We start from the raw sequence: 19127 nt of genomic DNA, 5'->3' as shown, positions 1-19127 counted from the left end.
GATCAGTGTCTGGCGGACTGATGAACCAGCTGCTCATCAAAAGCCCATTGCGGGATTTCTGCCGGCTCTGCCTCAAGGACTCGCACCAGAGGTACGACATTGTTTCGCGGTGCAGCTTCCTGCCGGAGGGCGATATCGATGCCGTATTCGAGCAGCTGCTTGCGGTGGCGGTAATAAGTCGCCTTAGGAAGTGTTGATCGCAGATCCTCGCCGATCTGCCATAGCGTGTAGGTGGACCGCAGTTTCTGCGGGAACTCAAGTAGTTGGTCAGTCGTCAGGGCTAGCTGCTCATTCATTTCTAATCGCTCCAGGTAACTCCGGTACACTCGCCGGATCTCATCTACAGTCAGCGTCTTTGCTTCTTCAAAGCCCAGTTCTTTCAGTTGTTTAGCGCGCAGTACTAATTCAATTCGTAGCTTGTTGTCTGCCCATTCTGGTAGTTTCGTATCCAGTAAGTTGTCCGGTAATCGGTGTTTTGGTGCTTCGATCTCTTCACCCTTGCAGTAAGCCTTCAGCGCCCAGCGGCGTGAGTTCTTGCCCCAGTATAGAGTGCCGCCCTTCAGGGCTGGCCGACCATGCCGGGTCCGTGATTTGAACTCGGCGGCGCGCAGCCAGGCATTAACGTCTGAGCGCGTTGGAAGTGAGTACGAGTAATTGATATCTACCCTTGAGAGGCTGTAAGCACCCTTCTTCACAGCCCCCAGCTCTGCGAGTTGCGGGCTGAGCTTCAGGGCTTTGCAGACCTTCTGGTAAGTGTCGTAGACCAGGGCAACCAGATCATCGCTGCCGAAGATGTTGTGGCCCTGCAGGAACTTCGACGGGTTGCCATGCAGGTACAGATGGGTCGCCTTCCCCTGCCCGTCACCACCTACGCTTTTCACCTGGATGCTGGCATCGTGAGATCCGACCACCGAGATAGCACAACGGGTCGACCACTCAAGGGAGCTGTCCGGCAAGATCTTGCAGACCGTTCCCCCATTGAGCGGTTGGTGAAGCAGCGGTAACGCTGCTGATACCCAGTCGATCATCCGTGCCCATGAACCCCAAAAGAGTCTCAAAATGAGACAAAAGGCCAGTATTACTAACCGCTGGCCTTCGCCACCCAAAAACCTGTCAACACCCACTAGGGTCCAATCTGAACATACATGCATGGGGTCTTACAACCTTGCATGGGTATTCGCGTGGTATAAATACCCTTCGGGTGGGGGTTTGTTATTGTCTGAAACCCAAAATCATATGATTTTTGCTATCAAAAGGGCTTCTCATGGACATCGGTGACCGGTTAAGACTGATCAGGACTGAGCAAAATTTAACAGCTAAGAAGCTATCAGAGATTTCAGGAGTACCTGAGAAAACGATTTACAGGATTGAAACTGGAGAGGTGAAGGATCCTAAGCTGTCCAGTTTGGAGGCTTTGATCAGAGCTCTGAATTGCTCAGCCGATCGGCTTTTATTCGACAAATCAGAGAGTGGCTTATCAGGAATCTTGAAGCATACATTTGAACATGCCAGCAAGCTGCCTATCGGAGATCGGGTGGCGATTATTTCAATTATCGATAAATACCTGTTGGCAGATAGGCTAAACAGCATGATTCAGGATTTGGCCCCACCGAGCCTGATTGAACAGATGGAAAGAGAAGAATACATTGACCACCAAATGATGAACGAGGCTATCCAGGAAGAAGAGGATGCCGAAAGAGCTGAAGCAATGGAGGCTTATTACCGTGGGAATAGTTAAACGAAAAGTAGCAGACATCATCAAAGAATATGATCTACCCCAAGAGACCCAACTTCTGGGGTATGTGGTCCATATCGAAGAAAGCGATGAGTTTCTAGCTGTACACGAGAACACGTCGGAAATGGAGCGATGGGGCTGGTCACATACACCTGAGAACGCCAAGCTGTACCGACGTTCAGACAAGGCAATCAAAGTAGCTCAGCGCTGCAAGAGTGAAGCTATGGTTTGTAGCCTGTTCGACACAGGGCCCCAGCTAATGGTTTTCCCTCTTTGGCCCGAGGATTAAGCGATTAACCGCGGTCGGTCGGTTCGTGCACGGTCGTGCATCGAATACGACCGATCCGCGGTAATTCGTTTCGTTCGTCGCTCTCCATCGCTCCTCTCTTCACAATTACCTGGTAAAGCCGCACCGAAAGCCCCGTCCTACTCGCAGCGGTCTCGAATGGGTTTGTTTCGCAGGCGATCGGGTGGAGCAAAGCCCCACCACTCACTAGGCTGCGACCTATCTATCCTGCTGTTTTTAAACGGAATATATCCATTATGCGAAGTTGTATATGGGTAAGGTTGGGGCCGGTTGTGGCGCTACTGCGCTTAGTGCGCTGCGTTCTGCTCCTGCCCCCAGGTTTCGTAAGCCGCTAACGCCGCTTCTTTGCCTTCGGTTTTGGAGATCTCCAACAGGTCCGCTATCCGGAGCATCGATACCAGTTCGTCATGCGCCCACTCGTAGCGATCAATGATCAGCGTAATAAACGACTCGAGCGTTACTGCGTCGACGCCGTCGGTTTTGGTGAGATCCTGTAGATCGATCAAGCTCTGCTTCACAAGATCGAGTTCTCGTTTAAGATCCAAGTTAGTCATGGTCAGCACCTCTTTGCTGGTTGTGATTAGCACCCTGGATCAGCTGCAACTGATGCTGGGTGCGCTACTTCCTTTTTCTCCAGAACGGTCCAGGTTCGTGACCGATCGGATATAGATCTTCACCGTCGTATTCGTAGATCATCCATTCCATCTGGAACCGTGCGAACGCAATATCGCGTAGCTTCTGGTCGAAGAAGAAGCACAGCTCGTCGATCGCTTTCCCTTTCAGTTCCGGGTGCCCCTGCTGCTCCAGCTCGCGCCAGTAACGCATGAACTCCTGCAGGATGTAGTGCATGTAGAGGCTGGTACAGTGGCCGAAGGTTCGGCGAGCCCGGGTCTCGATATCGTCCAGCGGCTCCAGGAAGCGCCTGATTGGTCGTGAGACCATTGATCAGTGTCTGGCGGACTGATGAACCAGCTGCTCATCAAAAGCCCATTGCGGGATTTCTGCCGGCTCTGCCTCAAGGACTCGCACCAGAGGTACGACATTGTTTCGCGGTGCAGCTTCCTGCCGGAGGGCGATATCGATGCCGTATTCGAGCAGCTGCTTGCGGTGGCGGTAATAAGTCGCCTTAGGAAGTGTTGATCGCAGATCCTCGCCGATCTGCCATAGCGTGTAGGTGGACCGCAGTTTCTGCGGGAACTCAAGTAGTTGGTCAGTCGTCAGGGCTAGCTGCTCATTCATTTCTAATCGCTCCAGGTAACTCCGGTACACTCGCCGGATCTCATCTACAGTCAGCGTCTTTGCTTCTTCAAAGCCCAGTTCTTTCAGTTGTTTAGCGCGCAGTACTAATTCAATTCGTAGCTTGTTGTCTGCCCATTCTGGTAGTTTCGTATCCAGTAAGTTGTCCGGTAATCGGTGTTTTGGTGCTTCGATCTCTTCACCCTTGCAGTAAGCCTTCAGCGCCCAGCGGCGTGAGTTCTTGCCCCAGTATAGAGTGCCGCCCTTCAGGGCTGGCCGACCATGCCGGGTCCGTGATTTGAACTCGGCGGCGCGCAGCCAGGCATTAACGTCTGAGCGCGTTGGAAGTGAGTACGAGTAATTGATATCTACCCTTGAGAGGCTGTAAGCACCCTTCTTCACAGCCCCCAGCTCTGCGAGTTGCGGGCTGAGCTTCAGGGCTTTGCAGACCTTCTGGTAAGTGTCGTAGACCAGGGCAACCAGATCATCGCTGCCGAAGATGTTGTGGCCCTGCAGGAACTTCGACGGGTTGCCATGCAGGTACAGATGGGTCGCCTTCCCCTGCCCGTCACCACCTACGCTTTTCACCTGGATGCTGGCATCGTGAGATCCGACCACCGAGATAGCACAACGGGTCGACCACTCAAGGGAGCTGTCCGGCAAGATCTTGCAGACCGTTCCCCCATTGAGCGGTTGGTGAAGCAGCGGTAACGCTGCTGATACCCAGTCGATCATCCGTGCCCATGAACCCCAAAAGAGTCTCAAAATGAGACAAAAGGCCAGTATTACTAACCGCTGGCCTTCGCCACCCAAAAACCTGTCAACACCCACTAGGGTCCAATCTGAACATACATGCATGGGGTCTTACAACCTTGCATGGGTATTCGCGTGGTATAAATACCCTTCGGGTGGGGGTTTGTTATTGTCTGAAACCCAAAATCATATGATTTTTGCTATCAAAAGGGCTTCTCATGGACATCGGTGACCGGTTAAGACTGATCAGGACTGAGCAAAATTTAACAGCTAAGAAGCTATCAGAGATTTCAGGAGTACCTGAGAAAACGATTTACAGGATTGAAACTGGAGAGGTGAAGGATCCTAAGCTGTCCAGTTTGGAGGCTTTGATCAGAGCTCTGAATTGCTCAGCCGATCGGCTTTTATTCGACAAATCAGAGAGTGGCTTATCAGGAATCTTGAAGCATACATTTGAACATGCCAGCAAGCTGCCTATCGGAGATCGGGTGGCGATTATTTCAATTATCGATAAATACCTGTTGGCAGATAGGCTAAACAGCATGATTCAGGATTTGGCCCCACCGAGCCTGATTGAACAGATGGAAAGAGAAGAATACATTGACCACCAAATGATGAACGAGGCTATCCAGGAAGAAGAGGATGCCGAAAGAGCTGAAGCAATGGAGGCTTATTACCGTGGGAATAGTTAAACGAAAAGTAGCAGACATCATCAAAGAATATGATCTACCCCAAGAGACCCAACTTCTGGGGTATGTGGTCCATATCGAAGAAAGCGATGAGTTTCTAGCTGTACACGAGAACACGTCGGAAATGGAGCGATGGGGCTGGTCACATACACCTGAGAACGCCAAGCTGTACCGACGTTCAGACAAGGCAATCAAAGTAGCTCAGCGCTGCAAGAGTGAAGCTATGGTTTGTAGCCTGTTCGACACAGGGCCCCAGCTAATGGTTTTCCCTCTTTGGCCCGAGGATTAAGCGATTAACCGCGGTCGGTCGGTTCGTGCACGGTCGTGCATCGAATACGACCGATCCGCGGTAATTCGTTTCGTTCGTCGCTCTCCATCGCTCCTCTCTTCACAATTACCTGGTAAAGCCGCACCGAAAGCCCCGTCCTACTCGCAGCGGTCTCGAATGGGTTTGTTTCGCAGGCGATCGGGTGGAGCAAAGCCCCACCACTCACTAGGCTGCGACCTATCTATCCTGCTGTTTTTAAACGGAATATATCCATTATGCGAAGTTAGATATAGAAAAGGTCGGGGCCTAGTGGTTGTAGCAAGAGCCCTATTTGGGAAACATTCAATCCAACAACTCAAACCACCCTTAATCCAGACAAGGCATTCAAAGTATCGATTGTGAGTTCATACAGATATCCCGCTCGTCGACTAGCGTTCGTATTGAGCCGTATGGCATCTGATTTTGTCGGCATTGCCAGGTTTGTCACCGCGCTTTATTGAAGTCGCCCTTGGACTCTCGGGTGACCCAATAGGATGTGCCATTCCTCCGAAAATGCTGAAATGCTGAGTAGATCTTCAGCGAGACTCTCGATCACCCTGTTGCCGATAATGGCGGCGACGCTACGTGAAATCTGTGAAGGTTCTTGAGGGTTAGGCTTGCGGAATTCACTGTGGCGAGCCTGGTTGCTGATTCAGGTAGCGCACCTACTTGTGTTGTGCATCATGGCTCCAGCGTCCGTACGGAAGTGCGGGATTAGCGAAGGTGTTATGCCTGCATGCCATGAGGCTTCACGGTACGGATTACTGCAGCATTGATCCTAGAGTGAGTTCAATTTAGGCGGCTTGCAGTGTCCACTGTGTCGGTAGGCCGTATGTGTGCGATGAATGTACGCATAGGAAGTCTGCTTTATTTTCAATGAAATAGAGCTTATTAGGTAAGGCTTTTCTAGATTTGTTATATTTATCGAATTTCCAGTAGTAGACACTACTGGTAACCAATAGGCTCGAATCTTATACTCGGCCAATATCATCTACTACTGGCTAAGGCTCTCTACGTGACGCATAAATCCTTCCCTGGTATGCCGCTGTTCGATTCTGCTAAGTTCTTCAACCAGATTCCCCGTAACGCAGTATTTGCCGATCAATGCCCCGCCGTTGAAACCTTTGTTCTGGGCCTGGATGTTCAATGCGTGCTTGATGACTATCGCTACACCAAGGACTTCCTCACCAGTTACAGCAAGAAAAGCCAGGATACCTACGACAAGTTTCGAGGGGATGCAGAACGGCTGCTGCTGTGGTCTTGGCTGATTAAACGTAAATCCATCGTCGAGCTACGCAGACGCGACCTTGAGGAATATACCGATTTTGTCGCCAAGCCAGACCCCATCTGGCAAGCCGATAACACTGAAAGGCGTTTCCTTACAGTTAACGGTGCGCGCGAACCCAATCAACGCTGGCGCCCCTTCCGTGTCGCAGGTGCCGGCAAAGGCCGCTTGAACACCAAATCCTGGCAGGGCCTTTTCTCCAACCTTAGCGTCTACTTTAATTACCTGATGGCTGAGGACTACGCTCCAGGCAATCACATACCTATCGTTAAGAAAAACTGCCCCTATCTGCGCCAGGAAACCGGCATCAATACCGCCAAGAGACTATCCGAGCTGCAGTGGGAATATCTGCTAAACACCGCTATCGCCATGGCTGATACAGATCCTCAGCACGAGAGAACCCTGTTCGTAATAGCCACCTTAAAGTCTCTAAAGCTGCGCATATCGGAACTGGCCGAACGCCCAAACTGGCTACCAATAATGTCCCACTACCACCGTGATCATGAAGGTAACTGGTGGTACCGCACTTTCGGTAAAGGTTCTAAAGAAAGGGATGTATCCATCTCCAACGAATACCTGCAGTTTCTAAAACGCTATCGGGCACACAGAGGCTTAACCCCCCTTCCCTCTAAAGACTCATCAGAACCGGTAATCGAATCCAGGGTCCGTAACCGGGGCATTGGTAGCCGCCAGCTACGCAACATCGTCGAATGCGCCTTCACCGAAAGCTGTGACTCGTTATTGAAAGATGGTTTCGAAGTCGAGGCCTCGGAGCTAAGAGCGGCCACAACCCACTGGTTGAGACATACCGGCGCATCGATGGAAGTTGCAGCTGGCCGTGAGCTTGCTCACGTACAGGCCGACTTGGGTCACGGGAGCATCAGAACCACCGACGAGCTTTACGTGGATTCCGACAATATGGAGCGGGCATCGAGTGCTAAAGACCAAGATGTATAATCGATTCTTACTAGTATCCAGGGATCATTTGTTTGCATTATCAATTACTTATAGACAGGAGCTGAAGGAGCTAATTAGCTTTTCTTGTGGTATTTATGCCAGCCCGTGCAATTCACTAAGACCCGCTGCAGCCCTCCCCCAACAACTAAACTGTAGATAGACCGTTCGTCTGGGGCCGGCTCTTTCGCACCGGCAACCACGGGCAATGGACGACGCTCGATATAAACCTGAGATCAGCTATGGTCGATAGCCGCTTTAGAACCGAAACCGACAGCATGGGTGAGGTGCAGGTGCCGACCCACGCGCTCTATGGCGCCCAAACACAACGGGCGGTCGATAATTTCCCGATCAGTGGGATCTGTATGTCGCGGGCGTTTATTCGAGCGTTGGGACTGGTCAAGGCTGCCTGTGCCTTGGCTAACGCGGAACTGGGCTTATTAGAGCCTAAGCTTGCACAAGCAATCAGCGAGGCGGCAGAGGCTGTCAGTCGGGGAACGTACGACAACCACTTCCCGGTCGATGTGTTCCAGACCGGTTCCGGCACCAGCAGCAACATGAACGCCAACGAAGTGATTGCTGCATTGGCGACAGAGCTGGTTCATCATCCGGTGCACCCCAATGATCAGGTCAACATGAGCCAGAGTTCCAATGACGTGATCCCAACCTGTATCCATCTTAGTGCGGCTTTGCTGTTAAACGACCGGCTGCTTCCGGCGCTGGATCACCTGGCTCGGGTAATCGAAAACCGAACGATTGAGCTTGAAGGCGTGACCAAAACCGGCCGTACCCATCTGATGGATGCGATGCCTGTCACCTTCGACCAGGAGCTAAGCGGCTGGTTAACCCAGATCAGACAGGCCCAGCATCGCTTGGAGTCGGTACAACCGCGACTCCACCGGTTGGCCATTGGCGGAACCGCGGTGGGAACCGGCATCAACGCGCCGGACGGCTTCGCTGAACGGGTCTGTGCCGAACTGTCTCAACAAACCGGCTTGGCGCTGCAGCCGGCAGACAATCATTTTGAGGCCCTTAGCTGTCAGGATACAGCGGTCGAGCTGAGCGGCCAGTTAAAGACCTTGGCGGTGGCCTTGATCAAGATCTGCAATGACCTGCGCTGGGCCAACAGCGGGCCGTTGGCGGGATTGTCAGATCTGCGCCTGCCGGCGTTACAGCCGGGTAGCAGCATCATGCCGGGGAAGGTCAATCCGGTGATTCCCGAAGCCGTCGCGATGTCCTGCACCCAGGTGATCGGCAACGACAGCTGCATCACCATGGCAGGTCAGTCAGGTAACTTTCAGCTCAATGTGATGTTGCCGTTAGTGGCGCATAACCTGATACAGAGCCTGGAGCTGCTGACCAACAGCGCGGTGCTATTGGCTAATAAGGCGATCAAAGGATTTGTGGTCAACAGCGAACGGATCGAGCAGGTGCTGGCGAACAATCCGATTCTGGTGACTGCCCTCAATCGAGTCATTGGCTACGAGCAGGGCGCGGCCATCGCCAAACAAGCCTACGCCGAGAAACGGCCGCTGCTTGAAGTGGCTTTGGAGGTCACCGGGATGGATGAAGCAGAACTCAAACATCTACTCGACCCGAAGCGTTTGACCGGGAAAGAGACCGACTCTTAACGTCAATATGAGAGCAATAATGCCCGACAGAAACACTGGGTATATACTAAGGTTGTTGTTCCATAAGAGAGGTGAGCCATGAAACACGTCACCTATGAAGATATGCAGGAGCGCGCTGCCTCAAAGCACGTCATTGCTGAAGAGCTGAATATAGTGGTTGCCAACACGCGGGCGTTAGCGCAGGAGGCTGATCACAAGCTTGAGCGGCTGCAAGAACAGTTGCGTATCTTAGAAGAAAAGCTCAGCTAACCCTCCTCCTCTGCTGATCTCAAGTCGTAACCCGAAGGTTTCTACTTCTGTTGCTTTGTCACTGCACGATACACAGCGTTAACCCAGCGTTTCGTGCCGCTCACGCCATTCCGCGGGCGAGTCTCCACTCCAGCGTTTAAATGCACGGGAGAAGTTGCCGACATGGGCGAAGCCCAGACGGTAGCTTACCTCAGCGATCGGCATATGGGATTGCTCCATATACTGCATCGCCAGGTCCCTGCGCACATCATCCACAAGCTGTTTGTAGCTGGCCCCCTGCTCTCTGAGTTTGCGCTGCAAAGTTCGCACGCTGACATTCAGCTTCTCGGCCATCGTTTCCATCTGGGGCTCGCCATCGCTGAGGTCTTCCAACAGGCGATAGTAAACCTGACTCTGAACGTCGGAGCGGTCGAAGCGCGAGATGTACTCAAGACAGATCTGGTCATTCTTCTGGGCCAGTTCGGGATTGGCGGTAGGCAGCCGCTGGGTCGCGGTTTCCAGATCGATCTCCATCCAGACCCGGTCCTGATTCAACAGCACCGGGCACTTGAACATCCGCTCGAAACTACTCATGTCAGCCAGAGCTTCGTGCCTCGGTAGCCCGACCCTCAACGGCTGAAAGTGCTGCGGATAAAGGTGGCGGCAGGTCAACATAATCGTCGCCAGGAACGCTTCGTATTGATAGTTAGTCAGCACCGGTTGGTAAGCAGGATAGCTGCGACCCCAAAATTTAAGTCGATCCGGCTCAAAATCCAGCCCGGTATAGGCACTGTTGGTAAAGATCTTGGTGAATCGATTTACCCGTTCCAATGCCTGGGTTAAGTCCTGGCTGGCCCACAGTGAAAAACCTAGCGCATGCCAGGAAGTCGGCCGCATCATTCGACCTACCGTCAAACCAAAACATGGGTCTTCAGACACTTCGGCGCCCAGTTGAAACAAGCGGGTTGTTTTCACCACTTCAAATCGGGCATTGGGGTCCCAGGCTGCGTCTAGATCGATATCAGCCACGCGGCATACCGGCTCCGGGTCTATGCCGTAACTTTCCAAAGCGCGCGCAATGGCTAGCACCCATCCGCCAAGCGTGGTCGCTACCGTTGCCATACGCACATCCCCTGTTCAGTTACTGATGATTTTCTCAGGTTATCGATTTTTTCCCTAGAGTCTAATCCCGATACGCCAACTTCATATCATCAACGGATGCTGGGATTGCGGCCCCCCGAGGCGTTTTGCATGCTAGATGGAACGCGGCGATGAAGTTCATCGACCCGTTGACCTGGGCCTGCATTCTGCGCTGTACCCCCAGACGCATCTCTAATAACAACGCCTTAGAGGCCACACGCTATGAAGACTAAAATTCTGCCCGCCAGTGACGAGGCCTACGCCTACCCGCTGCTGATCAAGCGCCTGCTAACCTCGGCACAGCGCTACGAACAGGAAAACACCATTGTGTACCGTGGCGAGCAACGCTTCAGCTATCGGGAATTCAACGAACGGGTCTGCCGCCTTGCCAATGCTCTGAGTGACCTGGGTATCGGCCCCGGTGATACTGTCGCGGTGCTGGACTGGGACAGTCACCGCTATCTGGAATGTTTCTTTGCCGTGCCGATGATCGGGGCTGTGCTGCATACGGTAAACATCCGCCTGTCACCGGAGCAGCTGCTGTACACCATGAATCACGCCGAAGATGATCTGGTGCTGGTGCATGAGGACTTTCTATCCTTGGTCGAGAGTGTTCAGGGGCAGCTCAGCACGGTCAAAAACTATGTCCTGTTAAGCGACCACGACAAGCAACCAACCTCTGCCCTGCCACACGCCGGCGAGTATGAGGCGCTGTTGGCTCAAGCCGACACCCATTTTGACTTCCCTGATTTTGACGAAAACTCCGTTGCTACCACCTTCTACACCACCGGTACCACCGGCAATCCCAAGGGGGTCTATTTCAGCCATCGCCAGCTTGTACTGCATACGCTCAATATGGTGGGCGCCCTGGCCAATGCCGACCTCAAACCCTTGATGGGCAGCGATTGCGTGTACATGCCGATAACACCGATGTTCCATGTCCATGCCTGGGGGATGCCCTATGTCGCCACCATGCTGGGCCTGCAGCAGGTCTATCCGGGTCGCTACGTGCCTGACGAACTGGTGCGGTTGATTCGTGAAGAGGGTGTGACCTTCTCCCACTGCGTACCGACGATTTTCCAGATGCTGTTAAGTAGCGACGAAGCCAACAATACCGATTTTTCCAACTGGAAGGCGCTGATCGGCGGCAGCCCCTTGACCCCTGGGCTGGCCAACAAAGCGGCCGAACTGGGTATCCAGACTTACACCGGCTACGGCATGTCGGAGACCTGCCCCTTACTGAGCGTAACCCGTATCGACCGCCGCATCAGCCAACAAACCGAGCAGCAGCAGATCGCCTACCGTGTCAAAGCGGGCGTACCAACAAACCTGGTCGATATGCAGATCTGGGACCCTACGGGCAAACCGCTACCACAGGACGGCACTGCATCGGGCGAGGTCGTTGTCCGAGCGCCCTGGCTAACCCAGAGCTACCTCCACGAACCAGGCAAGGGCGACGAGCTATGGTCCGGCGGCTGGCTTCACACCGGCGATGTCGCCACCATTTCCGGCGACGGATATGTCGAGATTCGGGACCGGATTAAAGATGTGATCAAGACCGGCGGCGAATGGATCTCGTCCTTGGAGCTGGAGAGTCTGATCAGTCGCCATCCTCAGGTGGCCAGCGTTGCGGTCGTTGGTGTGCCGGATCAACGCTGGGGGGAGCGCCCGCATGCGCTGATCGTCAGCCAAAACGGCGACCTTGAAGTGGAAATGATCAGACTCCACCTGGAGCAGTTTGTTGAGAGCGGCCAAATCAACAAATGGGCGATCCCGGAAACCATCGATCTGGTCGATGATATTCCAAAGACCAGTGTCGGCAAAATCGACAAGAAACGGATTCGCGCCCAGCTTGTTTAACCTTCCGTGCCCGCCTCGGCGGGCATTTTTATCGTCCGGGTTACAGTGCATTCCCTGACTTAACCAGAAGGTAAGTCTCGCCTCAATTCGCTGCAGATGGCCAAAATCGACCACAAAAACTAAGCTAAAAACATCCGACACTAAGTTGTGCATCGGCCAGATTTAGCCCTCTCTCAGGAAAAGCTAGAAGTTCTCATTCGGTGTTCCAGCCTCGTCTGCCCGAATGAGAGCGAGGTGGTTTCCAGTGAATGCGTCAGACACAAAAATCACCGTCTTTTACGATGGCGCCTGTCCAAGATGCGTTAAAGATCGCTGCAACTATGAAAAAATGGCGGCTGATAAGCCTGGAGAAGTTCTGTGGTTTGATATTACGGATCGAGATGCCGAGGTCGAACAGCTAGGGATTGATCCTCAAAAGGCACTGGCTGAGCTTCATATCATGACTGCCGACGGCCAGGTACTTTCTGAGCTGGATGCTTATATCGTGCTGATGAGGCGGGTTATCTGGTTAAAACCGCTGGCCTGGTTGATCGGTCTGCCGGTGATCCGCCCTCTACTGGCGCGTGGCTACCACTACAGTGTCAACCGTCGGCTAAAGCAAAGCGGTCGCTGGCCTAAATAACCTCAATCCTACCGGCAGTCCCCGGCTCATTGTTTACCGGCTCGGGCACTAAATCCCGGGTTTTTTCATAGATCTTATTAGGCCTTAAGCTTCAACCGCTCCACACCGATTACCAGCCACATGGCCAGCACGAAAGGCAGCGTTAGTATGGGGAACAGCGCCATCTTCAGTCCTGTCAGCGCCAGCGCGGTTGCCGCACTGATTCCCAACCAGAGCTGCCAACTGCGCCAGTGATGCCCGGAAACGATACCCAGCGCCACGGCGATCAAGGCGCTGTTATAGCCGGCAAGCCCGATCGCCAGCGCAAACTGCTGGGTACCAACCGCATAGCCTGACAATGCACCGATCAGGCTGCCCAACAGCGCCCAGAAGACCGCACGCCAGCCTCCCCCCAGCCACAATCCGGTAAGCATACAGAGCGCCGACACCAGGCTACCCTGAAAGCCCATTTGCCCGACACCAGTGAGCACGCCGGAGATAACGTAGCCATCAGACCAATGCAGCTGCCAACCGCCATCGGCTGCCGGCAAGTTGGGCAATGCCACCCAGATCAACAGCATCAGACCGATATAGGGCGCCGTTAGCAGCTGCCAATGGCGACGCATCCCCCAGTTGAAACACCAGGCTGTCACTGCACCACCGAAAAACACCAGACACCACAGCAGCAGGCTGGGCTGCATCAACAGGGTTGCCGCCAACCCCAGCAGCACGCCATTGAAACCGGACAAGCCCTGATTGAACTCGTTGACCGGCATCGTCCATCGCCCGGCCAGCGTCGCTCCGATCCCACCGACGAGTGCGCCAGCCAACATCAACGGCGAATTAATCAGAATTCCCAGCAGCACCAGGGCACCGGCCCCAGCGTGGGGCATAAACAACAGCTGGCCGAAACCACGTAGCAGCGCTACCCACCAGGTTTTCATCAATGCAATCCATCTCTTAGTCAGGGCCCGAATCTGGTCTTACCCTAGTGTCTTGCGCACCAGCCTGACAGCGCCAGTTCAAACAAATGTTCGGGCCAAGGGCGGGATTCGCCCCTGTAGCGTCGAAGGGAAGAAATTATAAAGCCGGATCTTGCAGTAGCGACTTGAGTCGTTCGATTCGGTGCTGGTTATCTGCCGATGCTCGCATGGCCAGAACCAATTCCTTTTTGAACAATGTCCTGACCGTCTCAATCTGGCCGATGCCATCACGTTCCGATAGATACATCATCACATTGGGATCGGTAACAGCGCAGTCCTGCCGTCCGGCCACCAGCATCTTTAGCAGCGACGCTTCGTTGGGCGCATAGACAACATTGCCCGAAGAGCTGAGTGCCGATCGCGTGATCGCATCCGGGCACACATAGGTACTCACCAAGCCTACTTTATAACTTTCAAATAGCTGGTCAAGCTGTTGAAAGTTAACGTCTCTACCGGCTTGCTTCAATACCGCTATCCAGGACCAGTCGATAACCGGCGAGGCGACGAAGCCGTCACCGACCTCCTCCGGCCACGCGGGAAAATAGCCGACATACTCCGCCTCCTGCGCGATCCGCTTGGCCCTCGCCCAAGGATAGAAATCGACCTGCAAGGTAATGTTTTGCTGCTTCAGTAACGTGCGTAGCTTTTGAATCGCATTCCCCTGGGTAGTCATCCGCGCGCTGGAATACGGTTCCCAATTTAACGAAGCAATTTTCCACACCTCTTCGCCATGGACCGACGAAGCCGTTAGCCACCCCAGCATCAGAACCGAAACCAGAAACCCCTGTCTCAAGGTCGACTCCTTTGAGAAAAATGGATTGCGCTGCCGCTTTGTTAGCGGCTGCTAATAAAATAGCAGACTAAAACGCTAGGATTTACTGGATGGCGAAATTTATTCGCCAGGTAAGTTGAACACACGGCCGTTCAAACGGTGCAGAATAATGATCGTCGCTTAGCCTTGATCAAGCCTGTACTCCACGGGGATTGTTAAACTGAGCGAATCTTTCCAGGGGTTCAAAACGGAGACCACAAATTGACCCAGACCGAACAGACCCGGACCTGCTCAAATTGCCAATGCCAGTATCCGATAAGCCGCGAGTCCTGCCCTTCCTGCGGCGTTCTGGCCAAAGAGGGGCCGAGCAACTTCCGCAAAAATTTTGCCAAGTACTTTATCGTTTTGGTGATTATCTGCGCCTTGGCGATCGTTATTGCCCCCCGCTAAGCCGACTTCATCATCGCAACCGGCGGAGCTGCGCGCCAAAGCGGGTTGCCTTAGGAGTGCACTGCAAACGTGCGTTTTAATCTTCACGTAACTCACAGAATTTTCAGCCCGAATCTGATCAACAATATCTCGGGCTGAAGTTGCAGGCCCTAAATACCTCCACTATTCTCATTTTGAAGTCGATCAGCAGTTCCTGCTCTTTTTTGTTGTTAAAGCTGTAAAGCGGATTGGTCAGACCAAGAACAATAAAAAGTGAAGGGATATGCTGGATATCGCTCTGAAGTTTGTCGTCGACGAGCTCAACGCCTACCTCAAGGCCCGCACCGGGGTGACCGACGATGTGGTGACATTGGGACAGGTTATCGACGATAACGGCAAGTATGCCTTCGCCAAAGAAAGCCTGGTTCTGACGCTGGTTAATCTGCAGCAGGAAACGGCTTCCCGGCAGCAGTTGCCGGACAGCCAGTATCGTGACGGCAAAACGATCAAGCTTCCTCCCCAGCTACACCTCAATCTCTATCTGATGTTTGTGGCCCGCTTTTCGGTTTATGACCAGGCGCTGAAATACCTGTCCCACACTCTGAACTTCTTTCAGGCCAACGCCGCCTTCAGTGCCGATCGGCACCCCGCCCTCGACCCAGCGGTCGAACGCCTCAGCCTGGATCTCCAATCACCAAGCTACGATCAACTCAACCAGATCTGGGCTTATCTGGGCGGCAAACACCTGCCCTCGGTTCTCTACAAGATGCGGGTGATCAGCTTGCAGGACATGAGCAGCGAGATCGGCCCGCCTATCCTCACCGTTAATAGCGATCTTCATTCGCGCTAGGCTCAGGGGGATCAGATGAGTTTTGACAGACTGTTAGACCTCAACCTGACCCACGATTACTACCAGGGTACCTGTCCGGATCTGCGCATCGAGCCCAGCCCGGAAACCTCCAGGTGGTTAAGTGCTGCGGCTATCAAAGTTCAATCCAGCCCGGGAAGCCTGACGCTGCACTTCCAAAAAGACGACCAGGGCAACCCGCTGCGGTCGCTGGACGGGCAACGATTGCTGCTGGCCATTGTCGTGGTGAACCCGGTGTTTTCGGTATTTACCAATCTGGCCGGCGCCGACAACAGTCAGCCGCTTTACCGCAACAGCCCCGATCCGTTGAGCCTGGCACCGCCTCGCGCCTATCAGCAGGTTCCGGGGCGCTTCACCTATCCGGTGCAACTCGACGACCGCCCAACCACGATCAGGTTGACCGATCACCGCAACCGACCGATCGAACAGCACAGCCTCGGTGCGGAAAACCCGTCGACCGAACTGAGTTTGTTGCTGGACAAGTACGGACCCGGATTCTATCGGATCAAGGAGAGTATCGCGTCCGACAGTACCGAAACCGATATCGCCAATCTGCCCTGGCTGCCGCCGTATACCATCGCGCTGGTTGAGCTGACGATCACCCCGATTTTTTATACCCAGGCGCCGAGCTTCAATATCCACTACGGCGCCAGAAACGACACCCTCAACTATTACGTCGTCGCGCAAAACTATTCCGATACCGAGTTCGACCACCTGCAACTGGCCGATGCCGGGTTTGCCGAGCAGTCCCGAGCTGAGATCAGTTTCACCCGAGTCGAATCGAACAATTTCACCGAGGCTCATACCGATGCAGCACTGCTGCACGGTGGTGGTTCCAAGGTGGTGTTATTTCACTCTCAAACCGACGTCAGCCGACGCCAGCATGGCCCTAAGAAGTTACAGCTGCGCTTGGGTGGCGAGGTTTTGATTGCCAGTTTGCCGACCCCCGGCCGTAACAGCGTTACGGCGGACTTTTTCATCAACGTTGCCAAAGCGTAGGAGAGTCAATCCATGCCAGCCTATAAAACCCCAGGCGTCTATGTAGAGGAAATATCGGTCTTCCCCCCGTCGGTGGCGGAGGTGGAAACCGCGATTCCCGCCTTTGTCGGCTATACCGAAAAAGCCACCAGAAGCACGGCCAACGATCTGATCCTGAAACCGACCCGGATCTCTTCAATGACGGAGTTTGAGCAGTACTTCGGTGACTGCGCCTTTGACGACATCAGCCTCAGCATCACAGCCGGCGATACCGGCTTCGTCACCAGCAGTTTCACCCCGCCCAACCCCAGCTACCTGCTGTGGTATGCAATGAAGATGTTTTTCGATAACGGCGGCGGTAAATGCTATGTGGTCTCGGTGGGCCTGTACCAATCCCCGGCAGTAATCGACAACAGTGGCGATGACAGCGACGATGTCACTGTAAACGCCGGTTTGCTCGATGGAATCAACGCGGTGCAGAACGAGGACGAGCCGACACTGCTGGTGGTACCCGAGGCCGTCAAACTTGGTGCTGCCGAATATCAGGCGCTGGTGCAGGCGATGCTGGCCCAGTGCAAAACGCTGCAGGATCGTTTCGCCATCTTCGATATCCATCAGGGCGACACCAAGCTGGATCCGGCTGGCCTGACCACCAATCGCGGCTATTTCGGCAGCAACCACCTCAAGTACGGCGCCAGCTACTACCCCTTTATCAAGACCAGCATGGCGCACAAGATCAAAGCCGATCTGAGCAACGTTAAGGTCACCATCGGCGCCGATCCGGAGACCAGCCTCAACACCCTGGAGACCAGTCAGACTGCGGCGTTCAACTTTGCCAAGAACAAGATCAAGGAAGCCTACGTGACCCTGCCTCCATCCTCCGCGGTTGCTGGCGTTTACGCCACCACCGACCGCAATCGCGGGGTCTGGAAGTCTCCGGCCAATCTCAGTCTGGCCAACGTGATCGAACCGGTCGTGAAGATCGACAACCCCTACCAGGATGACCTGAACGTCGACGCCAATAGCGGCAAATCGATCAACGCCATCCGTGCGTTTATGGGTAAAGGCACCCTGGTGTGGGGCGCCCGCACCCTGGCCGGTAACGATAACGAGTGGCGCTATATCGCGGTGCGCCGGTTCTTCAATACGGTCGAGGAATCGGTGAAAAAATCCACCGACTGGGCGGTGTTCGAACCCAACGACGCCAATACCTGGGTCAAGGTTCGCGGCATGATCGAGTCCTACCTGAACCAGAAGTGGCGTGAAGGCGCCCTGGCCGGTGCCAAACCGGAGGATGCCTACTTCGTTCGCTGCGGTCTGGGCGTGACCATGAACGCTCAGGACATTCTTGAGGGGCGGATGAACGTTGAGATCGGCATGGCGGTGGTCAGGCCGGCCGAATTTATCGTGCTGAAGTTCTCCCACAAGTTGCAGAACTCCTGATCCATAACCCCTGACGAGGAGCCAAACAGATGGCCGAACTATATCCCTTGCCCGTATTTCATTTTGTGGTTCAGTGGGGCGGCACCCGTGTCGGATTTTCGGAAGTATCGGGGCTGACCCAGGAAGTGCAGCCGATCGAATACCGCGACGGTGCCCTGCCGGAGTACTCCACCATCAAGATGCCGGGGCTGAAAAAGTACAGCAACGTCACCCTCAAGCGCGGCATCATCGCCGGCGACAACGAGTTCTTCAATTGGCTCAACACCGTCAAGCTCAACACCGTGGAACGCCGAGACCTGGTGATCTCGCTGCTCAACGAGGAGCACGAACCGGTAATGAATTGGAAAATCCACAATGCCTTCCCGATCAAGGTCGAGGGCCCCGGACTGAAAGCCTCCGGTAACGAGGTGGCGATCGAGTCGGTCGAGCTGGCCCACGAGGGGCTGGAACTACAAAACGACTAAGCGGGGCTGGAATCAGCATGACGGTTTATTACCCGCCGGTAGGCTTTCATTTCAAGGTCGAAGTGGCCGGTTTCGGCGGCGACAGCCTCGACTCGCGTTTTTCCGATGTGTCCGGGTTGAGCGAAGAACTCTCCACTGAAGAGATCGCCGAGGGTGGCCAGAACCGGTTTATCCAGAAATACCCGGTACGGGCCAAGCACAGCGAGCTGACCCTGAAACGAGGCCTGCTGCCCCGTTCCGAGCTGTTTAAGTGGATCAAGGCCTGCATCGAGGAGTTCGACATCACCCCAAGGGACATGGATATCAAACTGCTCAACGACGAGCACGAGCCCTTGCTGACCTGGCATCTGGTCAACGCCTATCCGATTCGTTGGTCGGTGTCCGACTTTTCCGCCAGCAGCAATAGTCTGGTGGTGGAGTCGATCCAGTTTTACTACCAGTACTTCAGTGTAAGCAGGAGTTGA

The 19127-nt window shown here is 54.1% G+C and carries 21 protein-coding genes; 14 read left to right on the top strand and 7 right to left on the bottom strand.

Annotated elements, in window-relative coordinates; translation table 11 throughout:
• Positions 1–2 precede the first annotated feature (2 nt).
• A complete protein-coding gene (locus ACO05M_RS12240) occupies positions 3–1028 on the bottom strand; it encodes a phage/plasmid replication protein, II/X family (protein ID WP_421863114.1) in 1026 nt (341 codons plus the stop codon).
• 236 nt (positions 1029–1264) lie between these two features.
• Between ACO05M_RS12240 and ACO05M_RS12235 the strand changes: the two genes are divergently transcribed.
• Positions 1265–1738 (top strand): helix-turn-helix domain-containing protein, encoded by a 474-nt coding sequence (locus tag ACO05M_RS12235; protein ID WP_421863112.1) that lies wholly within the window; start codon positions 1265–1267, stop codon positions 1736–1738.
• Positions 1689–2024: a hypothetical protein gene (locus ACO05M_RS12230; RefSeq protein WP_421863109.1), complete on the top strand. Its 336-nt coding sequence runs from the start codon at positions 1689–1691 to the stop codon at positions 2022–2024. Before ACO05M_RS12235 ends, ACO05M_RS12230 begins: the two co-directional genes overlap by 50 nt.
• Positions 2025–2329: 305 nt before the next feature.
• Here ACO05M_RS12230 and ACO05M_RS12225 read toward each other — a convergent pair whose 3' ends face one another.
• The 3 genes from ACO05M_RS12225 to ACO05M_RS12215 form a co-directional block, all read right to left on the bottom strand.
• Positions 2330–2596 (bottom strand): hypothetical protein, encoded by a 267-nt coding sequence (locus tag ACO05M_RS12225; protein WP_421863120.1) that lies wholly within the window; start codon positions 2594–2596, stop codon positions 2330–2332.
• Between the two features lie 64 nt (positions 2597–2660).
• Entirely contained in the window at positions 2661–2984 is a 324-nt protein-coding gene (locus ACO05M_RS12220; protein WP_421863117.1) for a hypothetical protein, read from the bottom strand.
• Positions 2985–2987: 3 nt separating this feature from the next.
• Positions 2988–4013 carry a phage/plasmid replication protein, II/X family gene (locus ACO05M_RS12215; RefSeq protein ID WP_421863114.1) on the bottom strand — a complete coding sequence of 342 codons (1026 nt, stop codon included), beginning with the start codon at positions 4011–4013 and terminating at the stop codon, positions 2988–2990.
• 236 nt (positions 4014–4249) lie between these two features.
• Between ACO05M_RS12215 and ACO05M_RS12210 the strand changes: the two genes are divergently transcribed.
• From ACO05M_RS12210 to ACO05M_RS12190, 5 genes are all read left to right on the top strand, one after another.
• Complete coding sequence (locus tag ACO05M_RS12210) at positions 4250–4723, top strand: helix-turn-helix domain-containing protein (RefSeq protein ID WP_421863112.1); 474 nt, start codon at positions 4250–4252, stop codon at positions 4721–4723.
• Complete coding sequence (locus ACO05M_RS12205; protein ID WP_421863109.1) at positions 4674–5009, top strand: hypothetical protein; 336 nt, start codon at positions 4674–4676, stop codon at positions 5007–5009. The genes ACO05M_RS12210 and ACO05M_RS12205 overlap by 50 nt, the downstream gene beginning before the upstream one ends.
• 1033 nt (positions 5010–6042) lie before the next feature.
• Positions 6043–7269, top strand: coding sequence for a tyrosine-type recombinase/integrase (locus ACO05M_RS12200; RefSeq protein WP_421863107.1), 1227 nt, complete (start codon positions 6043–6045; stop codon positions 7267–7269).
• A 239-nt stretch (positions 7270–7508) separates the two neighbouring features.
• Complete coding sequence (locus ACO05M_RS12195; RefSeq protein WP_421863105.1) at positions 7509–8897, top strand: class II fumarate hydratase; 1389 nt, start codon at positions 7509–7511, stop codon at positions 8895–8897.
• A 78-nt stretch (positions 8898–8975) separates the two neighbouring features.
• Positions 8976–9146: a hypothetical protein gene (locus tag ACO05M_RS12190; protein ID WP_165839984.1), complete on the top strand. Its 171-nt coding sequence runs from the start codon at positions 8976–8978 to the stop codon at positions 9144–9146.
• Between the two features lie 78 nt (positions 9147–9224).
• Here the strand turns inward: ACO05M_RS12190 and ACO05M_RS12185 are convergent, their stop codons facing one another.
• Positions 9225–10247 carry an AraC family transcriptional regulator gene (locus tag ACO05M_RS12185; protein WP_421863102.1) on the bottom strand — a complete coding sequence of 341 codons (1023 nt, stop codon included), beginning with the start codon at positions 10245–10247 and terminating at the stop codon, positions 9225–9227.
• Between the two features lie 240 nt (positions 10248–10487).
• On the opposite strand from ACO05M_RS12185, the gene ACO05M_RS12180 reads away from it, so the two are divergent.
• Positions 10488–12125, top strand: a complete 1638-nt coding sequence (locus tag ACO05M_RS12180) for a fatty acid--CoA ligase (protein WP_421863100.1) — start codon at positions 10488–10490, stop codon at positions 12123–12125.
• Between the two features lie 244 nt (positions 12126–12369).
• On the top strand, positions 12370–12747 hold the full coding sequence (locus ACO05M_RS12175) for a thiol-disulfide oxidoreductase DCC family protein (RefSeq protein WP_421863097.1): 378 nt from the start codon (positions 12370–12372) through the stop codon (positions 12745–12747).
• A gap of 77 nt (positions 12748–12824) precedes the next feature.
• On the opposite strand, the gene ACO05M_RS12170 is transcribed toward ACO05M_RS12175, so the two are convergent.
• Both ACO05M_RS12170 and ACO05M_RS12165 read right to left on the bottom strand, forming a co-directional pair.
• Positions 12825–13670 (bottom strand): urea transporter, encoded by an 846-nt coding sequence (locus ACO05M_RS12170; RefSeq protein ID WP_421863095.1) that lies wholly within the window; start codon positions 13668–13670, stop codon positions 12825–12827.
• Positions 13671–13806: 136 nt separating this feature from the next.
• Positions 13807–14502, bottom strand: a complete 696-nt coding sequence (locus tag ACO05M_RS12165; protein ID WP_421863093.1) for a hypothetical protein — start codon at positions 14500–14502, stop codon at positions 13807–13809.
• Between the two features lie 691 nt (positions 14503–15193).
• On the opposite strand from ACO05M_RS12165, the gene ACO05M_RS12160 reads away from it, so the two are divergent.
• The 5 genes from ACO05M_RS12160 to ACO05M_RS12140 are packed head-to-tail and all read left to right on the top strand — an operon-like array spanning position 15194 to position 19127.
• On the top strand, positions 15194–15760 hold the full coding sequence (locus ACO05M_RS12160; protein WP_421863090.1) for a DUF4255 domain-containing protein: 567 nt from the start codon (positions 15194–15196) through the stop codon (positions 15758–15760).
• A 15-nt stretch (positions 15761–15775) separates the two neighbouring features.
• Positions 15776–16777 carry a hypothetical protein gene (locus tag ACO05M_RS12155; protein ID WP_421863087.1) on the top strand — a complete coding sequence of 334 codons (1002 nt, stop codon included), beginning with the start codon at positions 15776–15778 and terminating at the stop codon, positions 16775–16777.
• Between the two features lie 12 nt (positions 16778–16789).
• Positions 16790–18199, top strand: a complete 1410-nt coding sequence (locus tag ACO05M_RS12150; RefSeq protein WP_421863084.1) for a phage tail sheath family protein — start codon at positions 16790–16792, stop codon at positions 18197–18199.
• Positions 18200–18228: 29 nt separating this feature from the next.
• On the top strand, positions 18229–18663 hold the full coding sequence (locus ACO05M_RS12145; RefSeq protein ID WP_421863082.1) for a phage tail protein: 435 nt from the start codon (positions 18229–18231) through the stop codon (positions 18661–18663).
• A 17-nt stretch (positions 18664–18680) separates the two neighbouring features.
• A complete protein-coding gene (locus ACO05M_RS12140) occupies positions 18681–19127 on the top strand; it encodes a phage tail protein (RefSeq protein ID WP_421863079.1) in 447 nt (148 codons plus the stop codon).

The sequence above is a fragment of the Motiliproteus sp. genome (genome assembly GCF_965230735.1).
Taxonomy (GTDB): Bacteria; Pseudomonadota; Gammaproteobacteria; order Pseudomonadales; family Balneatricaceae; genus Motiliproteus.
Note: the sequence above shows the minus strand (reverse complement) of the source record. Positions and strands in the feature narration are given on the sequence as shown.